The 23,368-nt window shown below is 59.1% G+C and carries 21 protein-coding genes; 19 read left to right on the plus strand and 2 right to left on the minus strand.

Annotated elements, in window-relative coordinates:
- Positions 1 to 24 precede the first annotated feature (24 nt).
- Both ABZS45_RS03650 and ABZS45_RS03655 read right to left on the minus strand, forming a co-directional pair.
- The gene (locus tag ABZS45_RS03650; RefSeq protein ID WP_412100680.1) at positions 25 to 948 is read right to left on the minus strand and encodes a DoxX family protein; all 924 of its coding nucleotides are present in this window, start codon (positions 946 to 948) and stop codon (positions 25 to 27) included.
- A gap of 95 nt (positions 949 to 1,043) precedes the next feature.
- Positions 1,044 to 1,646 (minus strand): MBL fold metallo-hydrolase, encoded by a 603-nt coding sequence (locus ABZS45_RS03655; RefSeq protein ID WP_412100681.1) that lies wholly within the window; start codon positions 1,644 to 1,646, stop codon positions 1,044 to 1,046.
- A 76-nt stretch (positions 1,647 to 1,722) separates the two neighbouring features.
- Between ABZS45_RS03655 and uvrA the strand changes: the two genes are divergently transcribed.
- The 19 genes from uvrA (at position 1,723) to ABZS45_RS03750 (ending at position 23,319) form a co-directional block, all read left to right on the plus strand.
- A complete protein-coding gene (uvrA, locus tag ABZS45_RS03660) occupies positions 1,723 to 4,560 on the plus strand; it encodes an excinuclease ABC subunit UvrA (protein WP_412100682.1) in 2,838 nt (945 codons plus the stop codon).
- Positions 4,560 to 5,540, plus strand: a complete 981-nt coding sequence (locus ABZS45_RS03665; RefSeq protein ID WP_412100683.1) for an S-adenosylmethionine synthetase — start codon at positions 4,560 to 4,562, stop codon at positions 5,538 to 5,540. The genes uvrA and ABZS45_RS03665 overlap by 1 nt, the downstream gene beginning before the upstream one ends.
- 252 nt (positions 5,541 to 5,792) lie before the next feature.
- On the plus strand, positions 5,793 to 6,314 hold the full coding sequence (infC, locus tag ABZS45_RS03670; protein ID WP_080550383.1) for a translation initiation factor IF-3: 522 nt from the start codon (positions 5,793 to 5,795) through the stop codon (positions 6,312 to 6,314).
- A gap of 36 nt (positions 6,315 to 6,350) precedes the next feature.
- On the plus strand, positions 6,351 to 6,545 hold the full coding sequence (gene rpmI, locus ABZS45_RS03675) for a 50S ribosomal protein L35 (RefSeq protein WP_039675593.1): 195 nt from the start codon (positions 6,351 to 6,353) through the stop codon (positions 6,543 to 6,545).
- A gap of 56 nt (positions 6,546 to 6,601) precedes the next feature.
- Positions 6,602 to 6,985, plus strand: a complete 384-nt coding sequence (gene rplT, locus ABZS45_RS03680; protein WP_005323264.1) for a 50S ribosomal protein L20 — start codon at positions 6,602 to 6,604, stop codon at positions 6,983 to 6,985.
- A 212-nt stretch (positions 6,986 to 7,197) separates the two neighbouring features.
- Positions 7,198 to 7,650, plus strand: coding sequence for an NINE protein (locus ABZS45_RS03685; protein ID WP_412100685.1), 453 nt, complete (start codon positions 7,198 to 7,200; stop codon positions 7,648 to 7,650).
- A 117-nt stretch (positions 7,651 to 7,767) separates the two neighbouring features.
- The gene (locus ABZS45_RS03690) at positions 7,768 to 8,568 is read left to right on the plus strand and encodes a TrmH family RNA methyltransferase (protein ID WP_412100686.1); all 801 of its coding nucleotides are present in this window, start codon (positions 7,768 to 7,770) and stop codon (positions 8,566 to 8,568) included.
- Positions 8,569 to 8,664: 96 nt separating this feature from the next.
- Positions 8,665 to 9,711 carry a phenylalanine--tRNA ligase subunit alpha gene (pheS, locus tag ABZS45_RS03695; RefSeq protein WP_412100687.1) on the plus strand — a complete coding sequence of 349 codons (1,047 nt, stop codon included), beginning with the start codon at positions 8,665 to 8,667 and terminating at the stop codon, positions 9,709 to 9,711.
- Positions 9,712 to 9,740: 29 nt separating this feature from the next.
- Positions 9,741 to 12,254, plus strand: a complete 2,514-nt coding sequence (gene pheT / locus ABZS45_RS03700) for a phenylalanine--tRNA ligase subunit beta (protein ID WP_412100688.1) — start codon at positions 9,741 to 9,743, stop codon at positions 12,252 to 12,254.
- 173 nt (positions 12,255 to 12,427) lie between these two features.
- A complete protein-coding gene (locus ABZS45_RS03705) occupies positions 12,428 to 12,880 on the plus strand; it encodes a hypothetical protein (RefSeq protein WP_412100689.1) in 453 nt (150 codons plus the stop codon).
- Positions 12,881 to 13,025: 145 nt separating this feature from the next.
- The gene (gene argC / locus ABZS45_RS03710; protein WP_412100690.1) at positions 13,026 to 14,069 is read left to right on the plus strand and encodes an N-acetyl-gamma-glutamyl-phosphate reductase; all 1,044 of its coding nucleotides are present in this window, start codon (positions 13,026 to 13,028) and stop codon (positions 14,067 to 14,069) included.
- Positions 14,070 to 14,151: 82 nt separating this feature from the next.
- Positions 14,152 to 15,309 carry a bifunctional glutamate N-acetyltransferase/amino-acid acetyltransferase ArgJ gene (argJ, locus tag ABZS45_RS03715; protein WP_412100691.1) on the plus strand — a complete coding sequence of 386 codons (1,158 nt, stop codon included), beginning with the start codon at positions 14,152 to 14,154 and terminating at the stop codon, positions 15,307 to 15,309.
- Between the two features lie 18 nt (positions 15,310 to 15,327).
- On the plus strand, positions 15,328 to 16,263 hold the full coding sequence (argB, locus tag ABZS45_RS03720) for an acetylglutamate kinase (protein WP_412100692.1): 936 nt from the start codon (positions 15,328 to 15,330) through the stop codon (positions 16,261 to 16,263).
- Entirely contained in the window at positions 16,260 to 17,438 is a 1,179-nt protein-coding gene (locus tag ABZS45_RS03725) for an acetylornithine transaminase (protein ID WP_412100693.1), read from the plus strand. Before argB ends, ABZS45_RS03725 begins: the two co-directional genes overlap by 4 nt.
- Positions 17,435 to 18,352: an ornithine carbamoyltransferase gene (gene argF / locus ABZS45_RS03730; protein WP_412100694.1), complete on the plus strand. Its 918-nt coding sequence runs from the start codon at positions 17,435 to 17,437 to the stop codon at positions 18,350 to 18,352. The genes ABZS45_RS03725 and argF overlap by 4 nt, the downstream gene beginning before the upstream one ends.
- Before the next feature lie 4 nt (positions 18,353 to 18,356).
- Entirely contained in the window at positions 18,357 to 18,842 is a 486-nt protein-coding gene (locus ABZS45_RS03735) for an arginine repressor (protein ID WP_412100695.1), read from the plus strand.
- Positions 18,843 to 18,917: 75 nt separating this feature from the next.
- Positions 18,918 to 20,132 (plus strand): argininosuccinate synthase, encoded by a 1,215-nt coding sequence (locus ABZS45_RS03740; RefSeq protein WP_010190050.1) that lies wholly within the window; start codon positions 18,918 to 18,920, stop codon positions 20,130 to 20,132.
- Positions 20,133 to 20,164: 32 nt separating this feature from the next.
- Positions 20,165 to 21,589, plus strand: coding sequence for an argininosuccinate lyase (gene argH, locus ABZS45_RS03745; protein ID WP_412100696.1), 1,425 nt, complete (start codon positions 20,165 to 20,167; stop codon positions 21,587 to 21,589).
- A 302-nt stretch (positions 21,590 to 21,891) separates the two neighbouring features.
- A complete protein-coding gene (locus ABZS45_RS03750) occupies positions 21,892 to 23,319 on the plus strand; it encodes an amino acid permease (RefSeq protein WP_412101131.1) in 1,428 nt (475 codons plus the stop codon).
- The last annotated feature ends 49 nt before the right edge of the window (positions 23,320 to 23,368 follow it).

Here is a 23,368-nt window from a genome sequence, read left to right on the forward strand (position 1 = left end):
TTTCCGCAGCGTAAGAAGGAGAGCTTAGAAGCGGTCACCAAACTTCTTGAAAGCTTTATCCAGCTTCTTGGAGGCTTCCTTCTGGAGCTTCTCAGCGCGCTTGCGAGCCTTCTTTTGGGCGCGCTTTCCGTCGAGCGAATCCGCCTTGGCTAGGGCCTCGTCAGCGCGGTCCTGTGCCTTGCCGGCTGCCTTTACCAGACCCTTGCGGGCGGTTTCGGTGTTGTCACGGGCCGCGTCGAGCCAGTCATCCTTGTTCTCCTCAAAGAACTCGCGTGCCGTCTCAGCGGTGTCCTCGACGAAGGAGCGAGCGGAGTCGATGAAGTCCCGGCCGGTGGACTCCCAGTCATCGCGGTTGTCCTCGACGTAGTCCTTGGCGGTCTCGAACCAGTCATTGGCCTTGGCCGTGACGTCGGAAGAAATCTCGTTGGCGCGGTTGGAGAAGTCTTCTGCGAACTTCTGCTGCTCGGACTTACCCGGCAGCGCCTGCTGGATCTTCTTGTTGGCACGCTCCGAGGCCTTGGCAGCACGCCAACGCACGGAGGGCTTGCCCTCGGTGTCCTGCGTAACGATGGCCAAGGCACCAAGTAGGGCAGTGTTGGTAATGAAGCTGTTGCGCTGTGCTTCCTTGTCCTTCTTGGAATCGGCGGTCCAGAAAGCGTTGCCCACCAGGTTAGGGACGTGCGTCAGCGCGAGCACTGCAGCCGAGGTGCGCGGGGCCTTGCCCAGTGCCAAGGTGGTACCTGCAGCGGTCTTCGCACCGCCGAGTGCGCGGGTAACGAGCTCTGGGTCATTTGGGATGTAGCCTGCATATTCGCGGGGCAGCACCTTGCGCAGGCGCTTGAGCACGGACTCTGTGTCCGCGACGTGCTCCGAGGTGTTGCGGAGCGTATCCACACCATCCCAGACAAATACGGAGGCCAGCATAGGACGGGCAAATTTACGAATCATAACGTGCTCCATTCAATAGATCTTTAAAGACGTTCGTCACACCATAGTACGCGGGTTAAACAAGTGCCGCTGTCAGTGCAGCAGTTAATAAGTAGTTACCAACGCCGCTCCCACCATTCGTCCATGTGCGGGCGCTCTGCGCCGAGCGTGGTGGGTGCGCCGTGCCCAGGGCGGACGATCGCTTCGTCCGGGTAGACATCAAAGAGTCGCTGCGTGACATCCTTGTACAGACGCACGAAGTCACCTTCCGAGGTGGTCTTGCCCACTCCGCCAGGAAAGAGTGAATCACCAACGAAAAGGTTGGTAACCCCATCAATCTCTGCGGCAATGGCCGCCCCGCCGGGGGTGTGTCCGCGCAGAATAATAACGGGTAGTTCGTAGCCGGCGAATGGGAGCGTATCGCCGTGCTCTAGCTCGACGTCGACTGGCGCCGGCAAGGCAGGGGAGTCCAGGAAAGAGGAGTAGTGCACGGCACCGGTTTTATCCAGAACCTCTTTGAGTGCGCGCACGTGGTCCCAATGACGGTGTGTGGTGAGAACGGCGGTGATCTTTACCCCATGGTCGGCGGCCAAGGAGAGCAGTGCAGGGGTGTCAGCGGAGGCGTCGATAAGCAGCGCCTCGTCACCGGCGCACAACAAGTAGCAATTGTTGTCCATCTCGGACACGGAAATTTTATGAAGCTCAAGCGCGTTGTTCATAAGTCCAACCATACGGGTACATTCTGAGTGAGAACTCTCTGAACACACATTCTTTTGTGTAGGAAGGCAGCAACTAGTGGCTGATCGTTTGGTCGTACGAGGTGCGCGTGAGCACAACCTCAAGGGCGTGGATATCGACATTCCGCGCGATAACCTGGTGGTGTTTACCGGTCTATCAGGCTCCGGCAAGTCCTCACTCGCCTTTGACACCATCTTCGCCGAGGGCCAGCGGCGCTACGTGGAGTCTTTGAGCTCCTATGCGCGCATGTTCCTTGGCCAAATGGATAAGCCGGACGTCGAGTTCATCGACGGTCTATCCCCAGCGGTGTCCATTGACCAAAAGTCCACCAACCACAACCCGCGCTCGACGGTGGGAACTATCACCGAAATCTATGACTACCTGCGTTTGCTCTTCTCCCGCGCGGGCACTGCGCACTGTCCTGAGTGTGATGCCGTCATTGAACGCCAAACCCCGCAGCAGATTGTTGATGAAGTCTTAAGTCACGAGGAGAAGCTGAAGTTCCAAGTCCTTGCCCCTGTGGTGCGCCGCCGTAAGGGCGAGTTCGTTGACCTCTTCGCAGATCTCGCGGCGCAGGGTTATTCCCGCGTTCGGGTGGATGGTGAGCTTTACCAGCTCAGTGACCCGCCCAAGCTGAAGAAGCAGATCAAACACGACATCGATGTCGTTGTGGACCGCCTGCAGGTGAAGGCTTCCCAAAAGCAGCGGCTGACGGATTCGGTGGAAACAGCACTGCGCTTGGCAGACGGCCTAGTCACCCTGGATTTCGTAGACCGCGAAGAGCTCACGCACACCTACTCGGAGAAAGCGGCCTGCCCCAACGGACACACGCTCACCATTGAGGAATACGAGCCCCGAGCGTTCTCGTTCAACGCGCCTTTCGGTTCCTGCCCGGTGTGCGATGGCTTGGGCACGCGCCTTGAAGTGGATGTGGATTTGTTGATCCCGGATCCGGATGCCCCGGCTGTCGAAGCCATCCAACCGTGGACGTCGAGCCCCAATGCGCGATATTTTGTCAAACTGGTTGAAGGTCTAGCGAAAGCCCTGGACTTTGATCCGCGCACCCCGGTTTCTGAGCTGAGCAAGGAGCAGCGCCACGCGCTGATTTATGGCACGGATGTGGAAGTCAGCGTGCGCTACAAGAACCGCTATGGCCGCCAGCGCAACTGGACCGCGCCGTTCGAGGGCGCCATCGGCTTCTTGGAACGCAAGCTCGATCAGGCGGATTCTGAATCCCAGAAGGACCGTCTGATTCAGTACACCCGCCGCGTGCCTTGTAACGCTTGTGGCGGTACCCGCCTGAAGCCGGAAATCTTGGCGGTGCGCTTAGCCTCCACCGCACAGGGCGAGCAGTCCATCGCTGGCTTGACGGCGCTGTCCATCGAGGAGGCGGCGGAGTTTCTCGACTCGCTCGTGTTGGGCCACCGCGAGGAGATCATCGCCGGTGCCGTGCTCAAAGAAATCCAGGCTCGCCTGCGCTTTCTTCTCGACGTCGGCCTGAACTACCTCACCCTTGACCGCGGCGCCTCCACGTTGTCCGGCGGTGAAGCACAGCGCATTCGACTCGCCACCCAGATTGGTTCTGGTCTGGCGGGAGTCCTCTACGTGCTGGATGAGCCCTCCATTGGCCTGCACCAGCGCGATAACCAGCGCCTCATCGCCACGTTGAAGCGCCTGCGCGATATCGGAAACACCTTGATTGTGGTGGAACACGACGAGGACACCATCCGGGAAGCGGACTGGCTTGTCGACGTTGGGCCCCGCGCCGGCGAATTTGGCGGAACTGTGGTCTATCAGGGAGAACCCGCCGGTATCGAATCGGTGGAGGAGTCCCTGACGGGGCAGTACCTGTCAGGAAAGAAGAAGCTTGCGGTCCCGGATACGCGCCGTGACATTGACCCCGAGCGCATGCTCAAGGTGGTCGGCGCGCGCGAGAATAACCTCAAGGGTATTGACGTCGAGATTCCACTGGGCGTCCTCGTCTGCGTCACCGGTGTGTCTGGCTCAGGAAAGTCCACGGTGGTCAACCAAATCCTGGCCAAGACCTTGGCCAACAAGCTCAACCGTGCTCGCCAAGTGCCCGGTCGTGCCAAACGCGTGGAGGGCGTGGAGCACCTGGACAAGCTGGTGCAGGTGGACCAGAGCCCCATCGGGCGCACCCCGCGCTCGAATCCGGCGACGTACACGGGTGTTTTTGACAAGATCCGCAACCTCTTTGCCGAAACCCAGGAGGCGAAGGTTCGCGGCTACAAGCCAGGCCGGTTCTCCTTCAACGTCAAGGGGGGACGCTGCGAGGCGTGCCAGGGCGATGGCACCATCAAGATCGAGATGAACTTCCTGCCCGATGTTTACGTGCCGTGCGAGGTCTGCGACGGTGCCCGCTATAACCGCGAGACCCTGGAGGTCCTCTATAAAGGTAAGAATATCGCAGAGGTTCTCGATATGCCGATCTCGGAGGCGGCCGAGTTCTTCGAACCCATCACCTCAATTCATCGCTACCTCAACACCTTGGTGGAGGTAGGTCTGGGATATGTCCGCTTGGGTCAGGCCGCCACGACGCTTTCTGGTGGTGAGGCACAGCGCGTAAAGCTGGCATCCGAGCTTCAGAAGCGCACGAACGGGCGCACGGTCTACATCTTGGATGAGCCGACGACTGGTTTGCACTTTGAGGACATCCGCAAACTTATGCTCGTCATCCAGGGGCTGGTAGACAAGGGCAATTCGGTCATCATCATTGAGCACAACCTAGACGTCATCAAGGCCGCTGACTGGATCGTGGATATGGGTCCAGAAGGCGGTTCCGGTGGCGGCAATGTCGTGGCCCAAGGCACGCCGGAGGACGTGGCGCAGGTAGAAGGCTCCTATACGGGAGGGTTCCTCAAGGAACTGGTGTGATGGTGGGGCAGAAGAACACACCCACGGCTGCTTTAGCTCTCTGCCTCGCAGTGGCAACAACGGTAACTGGCTGTTCGAGCCCTGAACAGAACATCAAGCATCCATCTACTGAAGAAGCACGGGAGGGTGATACGCCGAACTTCGACGTGTCCTCGGAGCTGCGCGCCGTTATCGCCGATGTAGAAAGCGAGTTTGACGTTCGTGCCGGTGTGTCCGTGGCGGATAAAAAGGAGACGTTCAACGCTGGGCTAAAGGGCGATGAACCCGCATGGTCGACCGTGAAGGTTCCCATCGCCATTGCCGCTCTGCGTGATGGAGCCAGCCCTGAACTCGTGGACCTCGCAATTAAAGAATCTGATAATGATGCAGCTTATGCACTGTGGTCCCACGTCCAATGGACCGAGGGGGATGCTGGCAGTGCGGTGAAATCCCTGTTGAAGGAGTATGACTCAACCGGCGAATTTGCCGAGCCCTTTGGCTATTCCACGTGGTTGCTCGAAGAACAAGCTAAGTTCGGCGCGCACTTGCCGTGCATACCAGAAGCTGAGCAGGTGTATGACGCAATGGATGACATCGTGGAATGGCAAGACAATGGACTCGACCGCCTTCCACATACCCGGGCGAAAGGCGGCTGGGGGCTTTCCGAAGAGGACAACGGGTATACCCACCGCCAGATTGGGGTTCGGGAAACCGAGGGGACCGGCAAGGATGCCGATGGCACGGTGGGATTAGCCATCGAGGTCACCATGCCCGGCGACTACGCCGAGGAGGCAATACCCGCTCTTAACCTGCTCGCCACCGGCGTGGACCGTGTTGTTACCGAGGCGCTGGAGGAGGGCGCGCTCAAGCCCATAATTGGTTGTGCGCCGGCTGGCGCAGCACCGAGGGCTGGGGAGTCGTCGGCAAGCGCAGCGTCTAAGAGGCAAGGTGCGTCGGCTCAACCAACAACTAACTCACCTGCACACCGATTTGGTGATTGATGCATGCGGTGTTAAAGTAGTGCCCACTACCGCCCGTAGCGCCTCCTCCAGGAGGTACTTGGGCCGCAAGCGGAGTTTCTCCCACCCGATGCCGCGCAGGATGAATTATCCGGTGCAGGATAAAGGTTAAGAGTAGGCGCCATTTATGGCGCGTGCTTGAAAAGAAACTCCCGGATGCTTATGGCACCGGGATTTATTCGTTTGTGGTCACGGTAGGCACACTACTAGCCCCCACAATCGAGGAGAACCACAATCAGCGCTGAAGCTCGCATTAATGAGCGCATCCGAGTACCCGAGGTCCGTCTTGTTGGCCCCGGTGGTGAACAGGTGGGCATCGTTCGTACAGACGATGCTCGCAAGCTCGCGTACGAAGCAGACCTTGACTTGGTCGAGGTTGCCCCGAACGCGAAGCCGCCCGTAGCCAAGATCATGGATTACGGCAAGTTTAAGTACGAGCAGGCCCAGAAGGCCCGCGAGTCCCGTAAGAATCAGCAGCAAACCGTGGTGAAGGAACAGAAGTTCCGTCCGAAGATTGATGATCACGATTACGAGACCAAAAAGGGCAACGTGGTGCGCTTCCTGGAGAAGGGCTCCAAGGTAAAGGTAACCATCATGTTCCGTGGTCGCGAGCAGTCGCGCCCGGAGCTCGGTTTCCGTCTGCTGGAGCGTTTGGCTGATGACGTCGCAGAGGTTGGCGTCGTGGAGTCGCGCCCCAAGCAGGATGGTCGCAACATGACCATGGTTCTTGGGCCCGTCCGCAAAGGCAAGAAGTAGACCACGCTCCACTTAGGATTTAAGGATTTAATTCTCATGAAGCAGAAGACTCACAAGGGCACCGCCAAGCGCATCAAGGTGACCGGCTCCGGCAAGCTGCGTCGCGAGCAGGCCAACCGCCGCCACCTCCTGGAGGGCAAGCCTTCCAAGCGCACCCGTCGCCTGAAGGGCACCGAGGACGTTGCCAAGGCAGACACCAAGCGCATCAAGCGCCTTCTCGGCCGCGCATAGTCAGCGCCGAAACACTCCATTTCCACACACCACAATCAAGATAAGGAAGTATTACTGTGGCACGAGTAAAGCGCTCAGTTAACGCCAAGAAGAAGCGTCGCGCGATCCTGAAGTCCGCTAAGGGCTACCGCGGCCAGCGCTCCCGCCTCTACCGCAAGGCCAAGGAACAGTGGCTGCACTCCATGACTTACGCTTACCGCGACCGTCGCGCCCGTAAGTCTGAGTTCCGCAAGCTGTGGATCCAGCGCATCAACGCTGCTGCTCGTATGAACGACATCACCTACAACCGCCTCATCCACGGCCTGCGACTGGCTGAGATCGAGGTTGACCGCAAGATCCTGGCTGAGCTTGCCGTTAATGACTTCGAGGCCTTCTCCGCACTGTGCGAGGCCGCCAAGGCTGCACTGCCGGAGGACGTTAACGCTCCGAAGGCTGCTTAAGCTTTCACTAACCCGCCCACGCCCACTGCTTCCCGCATCAAGGAAACGGTGGGCGTTTGGCGTTCCAAGCTTCAATTATGGGTACAGCATCCAATGGGGAATAGGCCCCGGTTAGATGAAGAAAAAGGGGACATGGCGTGTGCTTTGTGTTACCTTAATCAAGTTCCCACGTTCTCTTCCTGTGCTTACAGGCTTAAAAAGGAGTCTTTTTCATGACGAACCCCAATGGCGGTTTCCAGCAGAACAACCCGAATGCTTCGGGCAATAACCCTCAGTATTCCAATCCGTTCGACTCCAACGGAAATCAGTACCAGGGCGGCAACTACGGCCAGAACCTGCCGGCCCAGCAGGGCGGGTACCAAGGACAAGGCCAGTATTACTCTCAGCAGACCCCGGTCAATGCACCCCAGAAGTCCTGGCTGGTCGCCCTTTTGCTGGCTTTCTTCCTCGGTGGCTTCGGCGCTCATAACTTTTACGTTGGCCGCACGGGTCGCGCTATCGGCCAGCTATCGCTGTGTGCTTTTAGTATTTTAACGTCGTGGCTCGGTATCGGTGTCTTCACGGCCTTTGCCCTATCGGCCTGGGTACTCATCGAGTTCATCATGATCATCGCGGGTGCAGGTGGCTACGACAAGGATTCCAATGGCATCCCGCTGAAGAAGTAGTCTTTTGCACATATTTTCTAGCCCACCTCTCTCAAGCTTGGAAGAGGTGGGCTAGCTGCATTGTGGTGCACCCACGCGATCGGCGAGCTCGTAGGCGGCCTCGGTAGGGTGGAGACCATGAAACTGGACTTTGAGAATGCCTTCACCGAGCGCACGCCGCGCATAGTCAATGCCGCCAAATTGCATCGCGCCGCTAGCCGCCGGAAGGCAGAGCGTTTCCTTATTGAGGGTGAGAATGCTGTCGATGCAGCGGTGTCGACAGGCTCAGCCACGGACGTTTTCTTAACGGAGAATGCCGCCGAACGCTTTGCACATATTGTGCAAACCTGCGGCTATATGGACGTCTATGTTCATCCCATCACCGACAAGGCAGCCAAACACCTCTCCGATACGGCGACGAGTACAGGCCTCTTTGCTGTGTGCCGTCCTGTCTTGTGGACTGCAGGTAAAATTCTGGCGGGCAACCCGCGTTTGGTTTCAGTCCCAGTGCTTACTTCCGAGCCGGGCAATGCAGGTACCTTGATCAGGACTTCGGATGCCATGGGCGCCGATGGCGTCATCTTCGCGGGTGAGACGGTCGACCCATTGGGCTGTAAAGTCGCGCGTGCATCAGCAGGCTCACTCTTCCATATTCCCGTGGCGCGTGATCCCAATATCAAAGATGTCTTGGGTAAGCTGCGCTCCTCCGGCATGCAGGTGCTGGCAACGGCCGCCGACGGTGAAGTAGATCTGGCCGAGGCTGACCTTTCCCAACCCACCGCATGGCTGTTTGGAAACGAAGCGCATGGACTAGGAGAGCTGTTGGATGAAGCCGATATGCGCGTGCGCATTCCGATTTTGGGCCGTGCAGAGTCTCTGAACCTTGCCACGGCTGCGAGCATCTGCCTGTACGAATCTGCCAAGCAGCAGAACCGCTAGCCTTTCCTTGGGTTGGGGTTGGTGGCCACAGAAGTCGGGGAGCACGGTAAGATAGCTCGCGTTAGTTTTTGTGCGAGAAGAAGGTAATCAAGGCACGTGTCCGACACACCTCAGATCGAATTGACCGAAGAGGCCCTCGAGGCCGCCGCGCAGAAGGCCATTGCCGCCTTCGAGGCTGCATCCGACCTCGACGAGCTCACTTCCGCCCGCCGTGAGCACCTTGGTGATGGCGGCTATATCCCGCAGGCCCGCCAGTCGCTGGGGCAGTTGCCAAAGGATCAGCGCAAGGATGCTGGGCGTGCGGTGAATATCGCGCGCGGCAAGATGGAGAAGCGCTTTGCACAAATTCGTGAAGTGCTCGAGCAGGAGGCTCGCGCCGCGCAGCTCAAGGCGGAGAAAGTCGATGTCACCGTCCCAACTACCCGGGCGCAGACCGGTGCACTACACCCAATTACTGCGCTGTCGGAGCGCATTGCCAACATCTTCGTGGGCATGGGTTGGGAAATCGCCGACGGCCCAGAGGTCGAGGCTGAGTATTTCAACTTCGATGCGTTGAACTTCAAGCCCGACCATCCGGCACGTACGTTGCAGGACACCTTCCATGTGGGTAAGGAGGGCTCGAAGCAGGTTCTCCGTACTCACACGTCGCCGGTGCAGGTGCGTACGATGCTCGAGCGTGATGTACCGCTCTACATCGCCTGCCCAGGCCGAGTTTTCCGTACCGACGAGCTCGACGCGACCCACACGCCGGTCTTCCACCAGGTGGAAGGCCTTGCCGTGGATAAGGGACTGACCATGGCCCACCTGCGCGGCACTCTGGAGCACCTGGCCAAAGTTCTCTTCGGTCCGGATACCACCACTCGCATGCGCGTGAACTACTTCCCGTTCACCGAACCTTCTGCTGAGGTCGATGTGTGGTTCCCGAACAAGAAGGGCGGTGCCGGCTGGATCGAGTGGGGTGGCTGCGGCATGGTTAACCCCAACGTTTTGCGTGCGGTCGGCATCGATCCGGAGGAGTACACCGGCTTCGCCTTCGGCATGGGCCTTGAACGCACCCTGCAGTTCCGCAATGGTCTCACCGACATGCGCGACATGGTGGAAGGCGATGTCCGCTTTACCTTGCCATTCGGCGTGCAGGCATAGGAACCCAGAGAAAGGATAGAAAGAAAACAATGCTTATTTCCCAAGACTGGGTTACCCGCCTCCTCGGCACCGAAAACTCTGGCTGGAACGTATCCGCCGAAGAGCTAGACTCCGGTTTTGTCCGCGTCGGATTCGAAACCGAGGGCTATGAGGCTCTTCCGGAGACCACGGGCCCGCTTGTTATTGGCCAAGTCGTGGAGATTGAAGAGCTCACCCAGTTCAAGAAGCCAATCCGCTACTGCCAGGTGAATGTTGGCAAGGCCAATGGCACCGGCGAACTACAGGGCATTATCTGCGGCGCGCGTAACTTCCGTCTCAATGACTATGTCGTGGTTTCCCTTCCGGGTGCTGAGTTGCCGGGAGGCTTCAAGATTGCTGCCCGTGAGACCTATGATCACATCTCCAACGGAATGATGTGCTCCGCGGCTGAACTGGGCTTTGGTGCGAAGGCTGATGGCATCATCGTGCTGGGAGAGGAAGTCGCCGACAAGGTCGGTGAGGACGCTCGCCCCCTCATTGGGCTGTCCGATACCGTCTTCGACGTCAACATCACCCCAGACCGCGGCTATGCTTTGTCGGCACGTGGCCTGACGCGTGAAATTGCCTCCGCTTTCGACCTCGCCTTCCCCGACGTGGCGCAGGATCCGAACGTTGCTGGAGTCGACACCTCCGCGGTTCCGGCGCCGAAGGGCGAGCTGATCGACGTTGACCTGAGGGAAGAAACCAAGGCCCAGCGCTTTGGTCTGCGCAAGGTTAGCGGCATTGATCCCGCTGCCCGCACACCCTTCTGGATGGAGCGCGAGCTCATGCTGTCCGGCCAGCGCAGCGTCAATCTGGCGACCGACATCACCAACTACGTTATGCTGCTCCTCGGAGCACCGATGCACGCCTTCGACGCCAACGTCGTGAACGGCAACCTCGTGGTGCGCAATGCTAGCGAGGGGGAGACATTTGAGACCCTCGACCATGTCAAGCGTGAGCTTTCGGCGGGTGACGTGGTCATTTGCGATGGCAACGGAATTCAGTCCCTGGCGGGTGTCATGGGCGGCACGACCTCTGAAATCTCTGAGACGACCACTGACGTGTACTTCGAATCGGCCATTTGGGATCCGATTACCGTGGCCCGCACGTCGCGCCGCCACAAGCTGTCCTCGGAAGCCTCCCGCCGTTTCGAGCGTGGCGTCGACCCGGCCATCGTAGAGGTTGCTCTCGATGTTGCGTGTGCGCTGCTGCAGCAGATTGCTGGCGGCACCATCGAGACTGGCAGGACGCTCGTGGGAGACGTCGCCAAGCGCGATCCCATCACGCTGCGCGCCGCCAAGCCCGGCGAATACGCCGGCGTTGAGTACTCCCGCGAGACCGTGGTGAAGCGCCTTACTGAGGTTGGTTGCGAGGTCTCTGGCGAAGAAGAACTTTCCGTCGTCCCCGCGTCTTGGCGCACCGACATCGACATGGATGTGGATCTCATCGAGGAGATCTTGCGTCTAGAGGGCCTCGAAGATATTCCGACCATTCTGCCTACCCCGGTGGGAGGTCGCGGCCTTACTCCGGCCCAGAAGCGTCGCCGTGCAATCGGACACGGCTTGGCTTATGCAGGCTATGCCGAGGTTTTGCCTTCGCCGTTCATTGCCAACGACACCTTCGACACCTGGGGTCTGGATAAGGAAGACCCGCGCCGCCGGACCGTTGCTGTGCAAAATCCTCTCGAATCGGATAAGGCCGTTCTGTCCACGACGTTGCTTCCGAATCTCCTTGAAGCCATCGCCCGCAACGTGGCTCGTGGCCGAAGCAACCTCGCCCTCTTCGGTCTCCAGCAGGTGGCATTCAAGCGCGCTGATGCATCCCCGATGCCGTCGGTGGAGACGCGCCCGGAGGACTCCGTGGTGAGCGAGCTTTTGGAGTCGCTGCCGCTACAGCCGCTGCACGTGGCCACGGTCGCTACCGGCAACATTGAGCACGAGGGTCCGTGGGGCTCTGGTCGTGCTTATAGTTACGCAGATGCCATTGAGTCCGCGCGCCAGGTCGCCCGCGCCGCCGGTGTTGACATCACTGTCAAGGCGGCCGAGCAGCTCCCGTGGCATCCGGGCCGCTGTGCCGCCTTGGTCCTCGCTGCAGACGAGGAGATCGTCGTGGGCTATGCCGGCGAGCTGCATCCGCAGGTGCTGGAGGCTCTTGAGCTTCCAGCCCGCACGTGCGCCATGGAGCTCGATGTCACTGCGCTGCCGTTGGAGGAGAAGTTCCCAGCACCGGTCCTCTCCTCCTTCCCGGCCTTGCACCAAGACATCGCACTGGTGGTGGATGAGGATACCCCGGCAGAGGCAGTGCGCCGAGTGGTTGAGGAAGGCGCCGGCGAGCTCTTGGAATCTGTGGAGCTCTTCGATGTCTTCCGTGGTGAGCAGCTCGGTGAAGGTAAGAAGTCCCTTGCCTTCCAGCTCTTGTTCCGCGCAGATGACCGCACGCTGACTGATGAAGAAGCTAACGAGCACCGACTCGCTGCCGCAGACCTAGCCAAGCAGCGTCTTGGTGCGGAGATGCGCGCTTAGCGTTTACTGGCACCTTTGGTTCCTTAACCCGGCTCACGCACCATGTGAGCCGGGTTTTCTTATGCTGCAAGGAGCGAAGGGGTGGGGACAGATCCCCTGGCACTGGAAGTAGTGTGGCTTGGCTCATAACCTCAAGGGGGCAGCGTTTCCACACCGAAAGGATTGTTCACACCATGCGTTTGATTTCTCGTCTTACAGCTACCGCCGCGGCCGTCGGCGCACTGACCATCGCGCCACATGCTTCCGCTGACTTGTCCCAGGGTTTCTCCAATGCGGATGGCACCGTCAACTGCGAGGCCGCGAATATTGATGGCACTTACGTCGCCTGCTTGTCGAATGGCGCTCGCGCCACCAGTCCGGAATGCAACCCACCGGGGCAGTTGGCACCACGCTTCTTCTACCATGCGGGCCGCTCCAAGGCTGATTGTTTCAACCAGGGGCTTACGCCTTCCAGCTTCAAGCGCTTGCAGCCTGGCCAGGTTCACCAGTTCAATGAGGTCACCGCCATCGCGGACGCCCAAGGTGGTATCCACTTCGTTGGCCCACAGGGTTACCTGGGCTACGCAGGAAAGAAGGCCGTGTCAGGCACCGAAGGCCTCGGACAGGTATCATCCCGCGTCATGTAGGTTTTGCTCCAATCCCTACTGCAAGGCTCGGATTTTCGCAGGAAACTGCGGAGATCCGAGCCGTATTCTCTGCGGAATGAAGAAAAGTGCTTCCAATTTGATTGAATAACATACGGTGGACTGCATTATTTGCTACGGTGGCTGCATGACTATTTCAGTAGCTATCGCCGGAGCCACGGGTTATGCAGGAAGCGAGATTCTGCGCCTCTTGCTATCGCACCCAGCGTACCTTTCAGGTGACCTGCACATCGGCGCGCTGACGGGGCACTCCAATGCTGGTCAGCGAGTCTCCGAACTCATGCCGCACCTGCCGCAGTTGGCAGATCGCGTCATCGAGGACACGACTCCGGAAATTTTAGCGGGCCATGACATCGTTTTCCTCGGTTTGCCACATGGGCATTCTGCGGAGATTGGTCGTCAGCTGGGGGAGTCCGTCACTGTCATTGATTGCGCCGCCGATTTCCGCCTCCGCAACAAGGAAGATTGGGATGCATTTTATGGCGGGGAGTATGCCGGTTCATGGCCTTATGGAATTCCTGAAGTTCCCGGTAACCGGGACAAGCTTAAAGGCAGCAACCGTGTGGCGGTCCCTGGGTGCTTCCCCACCACGATTACCCTCGGCGCCCTGCCTGCCGTGGCGAAAGGGCTGATTGAACCGGATCTGTCCGTCATTGCGATTACCGGTGTTTCCGGAGCGGGAAAGAAGGCCTCCGTGGCCCAGCTAGGCGCGGAAACAATGGGCAATCTCAAGGCTTATAAGCCGGGCGGTACCCATCGACACACTCCGGAAGTCTTGCAAAACTTACAGCCCTTTACCCAGACTTCGGTTTCGGTGAGCTTTACTCCGGTGCTCGCGCCTTTGCCGCGTGGCATCCTGGCGACGATTACGGCGCCGCTGAAGGGGGACGCTGACAAGCACAGCGTTGATCAAGCCTTCCGCGAGTTCTATGCGGAAGAGCCGTTCTGTCTGGTTCTGCCGGAAGGTCAGCAGCCGGAAACACAGAACGTAGTGGGCACCAACATGGTCCACATCCAGGCTCACGTGGACGAGCGCGCTCAACGTTTGGTGATAACCGCGGCCCTAGACAACCTGTGCAAGGGCACCGCCGGTGCAGCTGTCCAATGCATGAACCTGACCTTGGGCTGGGAGGAAACCTTGGGTCTGCCGCAAGCGGCCGTCGCACCTTAAGCACTCAAATTAATCGCGCGCGTTCCCGCGCTATCCAATTCCGCTGAGACTTCCGTTCTGTTAAGACAAGGAGAAAATAGAAATGATCACCGCACCCGCAGGTTTCCTGGCAGCGGCCACGAGGGCTGGGATTAAGCCCTCGGGAAAGCCTGATATGGCACTCGTGGTTAACCAGGGGCCGAATTTCGACGCAGCAGCGGTGTTCACCCGCAACCGCGTGGTGGCCGCACCCGTGAAGCTTTCCCGCGAAGCTGTAGCCGATGGCACACTTCAAGCAGTTATTTATAACTCCGGCAACGCTAATGCCTGCAACGGCGAGCAGGGGGATAAGGATGCCGCGGCGATGGTTGCCGCTGTCTCCGAACACACGGGTATTCCTGTAGCCAACATTGCTGCGTGCTCGACGGGCCTCATCGGAGAGCCACTGCCCATGGAGCAGGCCCTAGCGGGCATCGGGGTGGTTGCCGGGAACTTGGGTGCGGATAAGGATCACGGTCAGGCTGCGGCAGAGGCCATCATGACCACCGATACTTTAATTAAGGAAGCAGTCGTCGAGTCCGACGGCTGGTGCATGGGCGCGATGGGCAAGGGCGTGGGTATGATGGCTCCCTCGCTGGCCACCATGCTGGTATGCGTGACCACGGATGCCGTGGCCTCCCCGCAAGCATTGCACTCCGCCCTGCAGGCCGCTAGTGATCAGACCTTCAACACTCTCGATGTGGACGGTTCGACGTCAACGAATGACACCGTCATCATCCTGTCCTCTGGTGCTTCCGGCGTAGAACCGAGCCAGGAGGAGTTGGATGCAGCGGTCTTGGCCGTGTGCTCCGATATCGCGGATCAGCTCCAGGCAGACGCTGAGGGCGTGACCAAGCGCGTAAAGATCACTGTGGAGGGAACGAGTACCGATGAGCAGGCGCTGAACGCCGCGCGGACGTTGGGGCGCGACAACCTCTTTAAGTGCGCGATGTTCGGCTCGGATCCCAACTGGGGCCGCGTGCTCGCCGCAGTGGGCATGGCAGATGCTGATATGGATCCGGAGAACATCTCGGTGTTCTTCAATGACCAGGCTGTGTGCATTGGGTCCACCGGCGCGCCCGGCGCGCGCGATGTTGACCTTTCTGGCGCCGACATTGACGTGCGCGTGGACCTCGGAACCGGAGGAAGCGGTACTGCCTTCGTGCGTACTACCGACTTGTCCCATGACTACGTGGAGATTAACTCCGCGTATAGCTCTTAGTTCTCACAGGGAGGAAGAATGCTTCAGGGATTAAGCAACGCTGACCGAGCCACGGTACTCGCGGAAGCTTTGCCATGGCTGCAGCACTACCGCGACAAGATCGTCGTCGTGAAGTACGGCGGTAACGCGATGGTGGATGACTCGCTCAAGGCCGCCTTCGCCGCCGACATGGTTTTCCTGCGCACCGTGGGCGCTAAGCCCGTGGTGGTACATGGTGGCGGCCCGCAGATCAATGAGATGCTAGGCAAGCTGGGCATTGAAGGGGAATTCAAAGGTGGCTTCCGGGTGACCACCCCGGAAATCATGGACGTGGTCCGCATGGTTCTCTTCGGCCAAGTGGGGCGTGGGTTGGTCAACCTCATCAACTCCCATGGTCCCTATGCCGTGGGAACGTCCGGTGAGGATGCTGGGTTGTTTAAAGCCCGCAAGCGGCTCGTTGACGTCGACGGTGAGCCCACCGATATCGGCATGGTGGGAGACATTGTTAGCGTCGAACCTTCTGCTGTCATGGACATCATCGAGGCCGGGCGCATCCCGGTGGTCTCGACTATCGCTCCCGGAAATGACGGCGAAGTCTACAACATTAACGCGGATATCGCTGCCGGCGCGCTGGCACGAGCCCTCGGCGCCGAACGCCTGATCATCCTCACCAACGTGGAGGGTCTGTATACCGATTGGCCCAACCGCGATTCCCTAGTATCGAAAATTGAGGTTGACAAGCTCAATGCTCTGCTCCCGGGCTTGGATTCGGGCATGATTCCGAAGATGGAGTCCTGCCTCATGGCCGTCGAGGGTGGTGTGAGCGCCGCCCATGTCATCGACGGGCGTATTGCTCACGCCGTGTTGCTGGAGCTGCTCACTACGGGCGGTATCGGCACGATGGTGCTGCCCACTGATTACAACCGTGAGGACTACCCAGAAGGCACGATCTTTAGAAAGGACGATAACAAGTGACTGCGCAGACCACACTGACGCAACGGTGGGGACAGGTGCTGAGCAACACCTACGGGACCCCACCCGTGGCCATCGTATCCGGCAAGGGAGCCACGGTTACTGATGAAGACGGTAAAGAATACATCGATATGCTCGCCGGCATTGCGGTGAACTCGCTGGGCTATGCCCACCCGGCCATCGTTGAAGCGGTGAGCACTCAGGTGGCAACCGTTGGGCACGTGTCCAACCTCTTTGCCAGCGAACCTGTCGTCGAGGCTGCCGGAAAGCTCCTGGAAAAGGTGGGGGATAGCGACGCCCGTGTCTTCTTCTCCAACTCCGGAGCGGAAGCCAATGAGGCTGCCTTTAAGCTGGCGCGCTTGACCGGCCGCCGCCGCATCCTCGCCGCGCACCACGGTTTCCATGGCCGAACGATGGGATCTCTTGCCATGACCGGGCAACCTGCCAAGCGCAAGGCCTTTGAACCTTTCCCAGGTGGCGTGGAGTTCTATTCCTATGGCGACATTGAATACTTGACCACCTTGGTGGAGCAGAACTCGGAGGATACCGCCGCCATCATCTTGGAGCCCATCCAAGGGGAGACCGGTGTGATTCCAGCACCCGATGGATTCTTGAGCGCTGTGCGGGAGCTGTGCACCAAGCATGGGATCCTCATGATTGTCGATGAGGTGCAAACTGGTGTGGGGCGCACCGGCGATTTCTTTGCCTTCCACCATGAGAACGTTCTTCCGGATGTCATCACCATGGCCAAGGGCTTGGGCGCGGGGATGCCGATTGGCGCCACCATTGCTCGTGGGCAGGCCAAAGACCTCTTTACTCCGGGTTCGCACGGCACGACCTTTGGCGGAAATCCCGTCTCCTGTGCGGCGGCAGCGACGGTACTGGAGCTTGTCGACGACCCCTTCCTCGCCGACGTTAGCCGCAAGGGCGAGTGGTTACGCACAGAGCTGGCTAAATCCCCGGCTGTGCAGTCTGTCCGGGGCCGAGGGCTTATGCTAGGAGTTGTATTAAATAAGTCGGTGGCTAAGGACGTTGTGGCTGCGGGCCTGCAACACGGTCTTATTCTCAACGCCCCAAGTAGCGAGGTCGTGCGCCTGACCCCGCCGCTAGTGATTACCGATGAAGAACTCGCGCAGGCTGTGGAACGCCTGCATAAGGTACTGGAGGATATTGGATGAGCGTGCGCCATTTCTTGGCCGATGATGACCTCACACCGCAGGAGCAAGCGGAGGTCCTTGACCTCGCGCTGAGGTTAAAGAAGGACCCTTTTGCCGAGCGTCCTTTGGAGGGACCGAAGTCAGTCGCGGTTCTTTTTGACAAGACCTCGACGCGCACGCGTTTCTCCTTCGAGGCAGGAATCGCTCACCTAGGCGGCCACGCCATCGTCACGGAGACTAAGTCCACCCAGATGGGCAAAGGCGAGACATACCAGGACACCGCAGCCGTGCTCTCACGTTTTGTCGAAGCTATTGTCTGGCGCACCTATGCACACCAGAATTTGTTGGAGATGGCTGAAACTGCGACGGTCCCTATCGTCAACGCTCTGTCCGACGACCTGCATCCCTGCCAGATCCTGGCGGATTTGGTGACCTGCCGCGAGAATTTCGGTGACCTCGCTGGCCGCAAGGCCGTCTACCTGGGTGATGGCAACAACAACATGGCTAACTCTTATATGTTGGGCTTTGCCACTGCGGGCATGGAGATGACGATCATTGCGCCGGAAGGTTTCCAGCCGCAGCCGGAGTTTGTAGAACGTGCCCGCACGCGCGGCACGGTGACCGTGACTGATTCTCTCGACGCCGTCGACGGTGCCGACGTTGTTATTACCGACACATGGGTGTCCATGGGGCAGGAGAATGATGGCAAGGATCGCCGCACCCCGTTCCTGCCTTACCAGGTCACCTCGGAGGTCATGGCCCGTGCCACGGAAGAGGCAATCTTCTTGCACTGTTTGCCGGCTTACCGCGGCAACGAAGTGACCGCTGAGGTGATTGACGGACCACAGTCCCGTGTTTTCGACGAGGCGGAAAACCGCCTCCATGCTCAGAAGGCACTGCTCGTGTGGCTTCTTGCAGCTCAGGAGGAGAACTAAGCGCATGACGACAACACCAACTACGCGCAATGCCCGCCAAGCAAAGATCTTGGAGATTCTTGACCGCACGCGGGTCACGAGCCAAGTCCAACTCTCCGAGCTCTTGCTCGATGAGGGAATCGACATCACACAAGCCACCTTGTCGCGTGACCTCGATGAGCTGGGCGCCAAGAAAGTGAAACGCGATGGTGGCCGGTCCTTCTACGTGGTGGGCGGCGAGTTGGAACAATTCGAAGACCAGCTCAACGGTCCGCGCGAGAAGCTGCGTCGCATGCTCGATGAACTCGTGGTCTCCCACGACTTCTCCGGCAATATTGCGATGCTTCGTACTCCCGCGGGCGCTGCCCAGTACCTAGCATCCTTCATTGATCGCGTGGGCCTGCCAGATGTGGTGGGTTGTATTGCTGGCGATGACACTATCTTTGTCCTTGCCCGTGAAGGACTAGGAGGCCGTGAGCTTGCGGAAAAGCTCACCAACCGTAGCATTTAACATTTATACGTAAGTCTGTATAATATAAATCAGTTCAATTTTTAGCACCTGTCTGTCTTAAAGGAGCAAACTACTATGACTGCACGCGTTGTGCTTGCCTACTCTGGCGGTCTGGATACTTCCGTCGCCATTCCCTACCTGGCCAAGATGACCGGCGGCGAAGTTATTGCCGTGTCCCTTGACCTTGGTCAGGGCGGCGAGGATATGGAATCTGTGCGCCAGCGTGCTCTCGACTGCGGTGCTGTCGAGTCCATCGTGGTTGACGCTAAGGATGAGTTCGCAGAAGAGTACTGCTTGCCCACCATCAAGGCGAACGGCATGTACATGAAGCAGTACCCGCTGGTGTCTGCTATCTCGCGCCCGCTCATCGTCAAGCACCTCGTCGAGGCGGCCCAGGCGCACGGTGGTACCCACGTATCCCATGGCTGCACCGGCAAGGGTAACGACCAGGTGCGTTTCGAGGTCTCCTTCCGAGCATTGGATCCTGCACTGGAAATCATTGCGCCGGCGCGTGACTACGCCTGGACCCGCGATAAGGCGATTGCCTTCGCTGAGGAAATCAACCTTCCCATCGAGCAGTCCGCTGCCTCCCCGTTCTCCATTGACCAGAACGTGTGGGGCCGTGCGGTCGAGACCGGCTTCCTGGAAGATCTGTGGAACCCGCCGACAAAGGATCTCTACGCTTATACCGAGCAGCCGGACCTGGGCAATGCCCCAGATGAGGTGACCATCACCTTTGACAAGGGTGTGCCCACCGCTATCGATGGCAAGCCGGTTACCGTTCTTCAGGCCATCGAGGAGCTCAACCGCCGCGCCGGTGCACAGGGTATTGGCCGTCTCGATATGGTGGAGGACCGCTTGGTGGGCATCAAGTCCCGCGAGGTCTACGAGGCACCTGGCGCCATGGTTCTCATCAAGGCCCACGAGGCATTGGAAGATGTCACTGTGGAACGCGAGCTGGCCCGCTACAAGCGTCTCACGGATGCCCGCTGGTCCGAAGAGGTCTACGACGGCCTCTGGTTCTCGCCGCTGAAGCGTTCGCTCGATGCCTTCACCGAGTCCACTCAGGAAAACGTTACTGGTGATATCCGCATGGTTCTGCATGCCGGCACCGCCACCGTCAACGGCCGTCGCTCTGGCCAATCGCTGTACTCCTTCGATCTGGCTACCTATGACACCGGCGATACCTTCGATCAGACTGCGGCCAAGGGCTTTGTTCAGCTGCACGGCCTGTCGACGCAGATCTCCAACCAGCGTGACCGCGACGGCGGTTTCCCCACCGGCAAGTAAGCAAGCTCAGCCAAGGTCAAGGTAAGGAAACGATGCACAAGACTAACGAGGGCGCGTTGTGGGGAGGCCGCTTTTCGGGCGGCCCATCCGAGGCGATGTTTGCCCTGTCCGTATCTACCCACTTCGACTGGGTCCTAGCCCCCTATGATGTGCTGGCCTCCAAGGCTCACGCTAAGGTCCTGCACAAGGCCGGATTGCTGTCCGACGCCGACTTGGACACCATGCTCAACGGCCTCAGCGAACTAGGGGAGAAGGTTGCCTCTGGTGAATTCACCCCGCTGCCGACGGATGAGGACGTCCACGGCGCGATGGAGCGCGGGCTCATCGACATTGTAGGCCCCGAGGTTGGTGGACGCCTGCGCGCCGGACGTTCCCGCAACGACCAGGTAGCCACCCTATTCCGGATGTGGATCCGCGATGCCATCCGCGATATCGCGTTCCAAGTCACCGACTTGGTGGAAGCTCTGGCCGGTCAGGCCGAAGCTCATCCGGATGCGATTATGCCGGGCAAGACCCACTCCCAAGCAGCGCAGCCAGTTCTGCTAGCGCACGAGCTACTCGCACACGCCCAGCCGTTGCTGCGTGATATCGAGCGCCTCCAGGATCTGGACAAGCGCTTGGCCGTGTCCCCTTATGGCTCGGGTGCACTCGCTGGTTCCTCGCTGCACCTGGATCCGGAGGCGATTGCCGAGGAGCTGGGCTTCGATTCTTCCGCGGAGAACTCGTTGGATGGTACGGCAGCGCGTGACTTCGCCTCCGAAACGGCTTTCGTACTCACCCAGATTGCGGTGGACATGTCCCGCCTGTCGGAAGAGATCATCTACTGGTGCACCCCGGAGTACGGCTACGTCACCTTGGATGATGCTTGGTCCACTGGCTCGTCGATCATGCCGCAGAAGAAGAACCCGGACGTACCGGAGTTGACCCGTGGTAAGACCGGCCGGCTCATTGGCAACCTCACCGGCTTGCTGGCAACGCTTAAGGCGCAGCCCTTGGCCTATAACCGTGACCTGCAGGAGGATAAGGAACCTATCGTCGACTCAGTGGCGCAGCTGAACCTCTTGCTGCCGGCGATGACCGGATTGGTCGAAACCCTGACCTTCCACGAAGACCGCATGCGTGAGCTCGCCCCGCGCGGTTTCACCTTGGCCACTGATCTGGCCGAGTGGATGGTGCGTCAAGGAGTTCCTTTCCGCGAGGCTCATGAGGCTTCTGGTGCGTGCGTGCAGATCGCAGAGTCCCGCGGCGTTGACCTGGTGGATCTCACGGATGAGGAATTGGCGGGCGTCGACAAGCGTCTGCTCCCCGAGGTCCGTGAGGTGCTGACCATTGATGGGGCAGTGGCATCGCGCTCTACTAAGGGCGGCACCGCCGGTGTCCGCGTGGTGGAGCAGCGCGAAAAGGTTCGCGAGCGTGCTCGTGGCGCACGCGAATGGGCGCAGACTCCGCTGCGCTAAACACGCTAGCTTCTTTAACCGCATGGTCCTTCTGGCCATGCGGTTCTTTTCTTATATGGGGGTGACGCAGCGCGCTTTTTCCACTGCGTATAGTTGTCGAACATCACAGCACGGGGGTAGTAGTGAGGTGCGTCTCATAAGGTTCCTATAACGTTTCCTTAGGGAATGCGAAGCTCCATCGCGTTCCGGATTCGGATAGGACTATCTCCCTTATGACTGAAACACTTCGGCCACCCAACGCGGAGTCTCAGGAGAAAGAGAAAGCGGTCTATGCTTCGGAAGACCACGGCCTCCAGAAGGGGATGAGCAACCGTCAGCTGCAGATGATTGCCATCGGCTCTGCCATCGGCACTGGGTTGCTGCTCGGCACCGGCGGGCGCCTCCAAACGGCGGGACCCTTCTTGGCCGTCTTGTACTTGGTGTGTGGATTCTTCGGCTACATCATTTTGCGCTCGCTTGGTGAACTCATCGTGTACCGCCCGAGCTCAGGTTCTTTCGTCTCCTACGCGCGTGAGTTTTATGGCGAAAAGACCGCCTTCGTGACCGGTTGGCTCTACTGGGGAAATTGGGCGGCGACGTTGGTGGCAGATGGCACCGCAGTGGCCATCTACATCAAGTGGTTTGGGCAATTTACCTCGTGGCTTGACGCCGTCCCGCAATGGTTGCTCGCTCTCGGTGTGGTGTGCAGCATCCTGCTGTTCAACATGCTCTCAGTGAAGATCTTTGGCGAGCTGGAGTATTGGTTCTCCATGATCAAGATCGTTGCGCTGATCATCTTCATGGTCGTGGCGATCGGTGTGGTCATACTAGGCCACCCCAACGGCGATCCGACCGGGTTCAACCTCATTGCTGATGCAGGCGGTTGCCTACCGAATGGCCTGCTTCCTGCGGTGATCGTCATTCAAGGCGTGGTCTTCGCCTACGCCGGCATCGAGCTGGTCGGCACTACCTCCGGTGAGACCAAGGACGTCGAGAAGCACATTCCGCGCGCGGTCAACAGCGTCTTGTTCCGCATCGTGGTCTTCTATTTCGGAAGCGTGTTACTCCTGACCCTGGTGCTGCCGTACACGACTTACGTGGCGGAAGTATCGCCTTTTGTCACCTTCTTCGAGTCCCTCGGAGCTGGCTATGCGGCGCCGATTTTCCAGTTGGTGGTTATTACTGCAGCGATTTCTTCTCTGAACGCCGGCCTGTATTCCACGGGCCGCATCATGTACAACATGTCCACCGCCGGCTCTGGCCCCAAATTCGGTGCCCGCATGTCTAAGTCGGGCGTCCCTTATGGCGGCATTGTGATGGCCGCTTTTGTCGGTTTGGCCGGTGTGTTTCTTAATTATGTCGTCCCGGAAATGGCTTTTGAAATCGTATTGAATCTGGCCGCGCTGGGCACACTGGCGTCGTGGGCAGCTGTCGCCATGTCACACATCAAATTTGTGCAGCTGGCAAAGAAAGGGCGCTATACCCGTCCGAAGTACCGCTCACCATTCGGGCAAGCCGGTGACTGGTCGGTGCTGGCGTTCATCGCTGTGGTCATCATTCTCATGGCCTTTGATTACCCAATCGGAACATTCGCCCTAGCCTCAACGCTCTTGCTCATTCCGGTATTCGCTGCCATGTGGTTTGCCTGGCGTGAGCGCATTTACACCATCGCGGCAGAAAGGAAGGCCAAGCACCTGCCCACCTCGCGTTTCCCGGCCGCGCCGCAGACAGACCTTCACCCCAAGAACTAAGACAAGAAGCAGAAATGGAGATTGTGATGAACCACGCCGTCAAGTTTGT

It is taken from the genome of Corynebacterium aurimucosum (assembly GCF_046895345.1).
Taxonomy (GTDB): Bacteria; Actinomycetota; Actinomycetes; order Mycobacteriales; family Mycobacteriaceae; genus Corynebacterium; species Corynebacterium aurimucosum_G.

What these genes read in the sequence shown, in the direction of transcription:
- ABZS45_RS03650 (WP_412100680.1), bottom strand. Translation starts at nt 948, where the DNA reads ATGATTCGTAAATTTGCCCGTCCTATGCTGGCCTCCGTATTTGTCTGG.
- ABZS45_RS03655 (WP_412100681.1), bottom strand. Translation starts at nt 1,646, where the DNA reads ATGAACAACGCGCTTGAGCTTCATAAAATTTCCGTGTCCGAGATGGAC.
- ABZS45_RS03665 (WP_412100683.1), top strand. Translation starts at nt 4,560, where the DNA reads ATGGTGGGGCAGAAGAACACACCCACGGCTGCTTTAGCTCTCTGCCTC.
- rpmI (WP_039675593.1), top strand. Translation starts at nt 6,351, where the DNA reads ATGAAGCAGAAGACTCACAAGGGCACCGCCAAGCGCATCAAGGTGACC.
- ABZS45_RS03685 (WP_412100685.1), top strand. Translation starts at nt 7,198, where the DNA reads ATGACGAACCCCAATGGCGGTTTCCAGCAGAACAACCCGAATGCTTCG.
- ABZS45_RS03690 (WP_412100686.1), top strand. Translation starts at nt 7,768, where the DNA reads ATGAAACTGGACTTTGAGAATGCCTTCACCGAGCGCACGCCGCGCATA.
- pheT (WP_412100688.1), top strand. Translation starts at nt 9,741, where the DNA reads ATGCTTATTTCCCAAGACTGGGTTACCCGCCTCCTCGGCACCGAAAAC.
- ABZS45_RS03705 (WP_412100689.1), top strand. Translation starts at nt 12,428, where the DNA reads ATGCGTTTGATTTCTCGTCTTACAGCTACCGCCGCGGCCGTCGGCGCA.
- argC (WP_412100690.1), top strand. Translation starts at nt 13,026, where the DNA reads ATGACTATTTCAGTAGCTATCGCCGGAGCCACGGGTTATGCAGGAAGC.
- argJ (WP_412100691.1), top strand. Translation starts at nt 14,152, where the DNA reads ATGATCACCGCACCCGCAGGTTTCCTGGCAGCGGCCACGAGGGCTGGG.
- argB (WP_412100692.1), top strand. Translation starts at nt 15,328, where the DNA reads ATGCTTCAGGGATTAAGCAACGCTGACCGAGCCACGGTACTCGCGGAA.
- argF (WP_412100694.1), top strand. Translation starts at nt 17,435, where the DNA reads ATGAGCGTGCGCCATTTCTTGGCCGATGATGACCTCACACCGCAGGAG.
- ABZS45_RS03735 (WP_412100695.1), top strand. Translation starts at nt 18,357, where the DNA reads ATGACGACAACACCAACTACGCGCAATGCCCGCCAAGCAAAGATCTTG.
- ABZS45_RS03740 (WP_010190050.1), top strand. Translation starts at nt 18,918, where the DNA reads ATGACTGCACGCGTTGTGCTTGCCTACTCTGGCGGTCTGGATACTTCC.
- argH (WP_412100696.1), top strand. Translation starts at nt 20,165, where the DNA reads ATGCACAAGACTAACGAGGGCGCGTTGTGGGGAGGCCGCTTTTCGGGC.
- ABZS45_RS03750 (WP_412101131.1), top strand. Translation starts at nt 21,892, where the DNA reads ATGAGCAACCGTCAGCTGCAGATGATTGCCATCGGCTCTGCCATCGGC.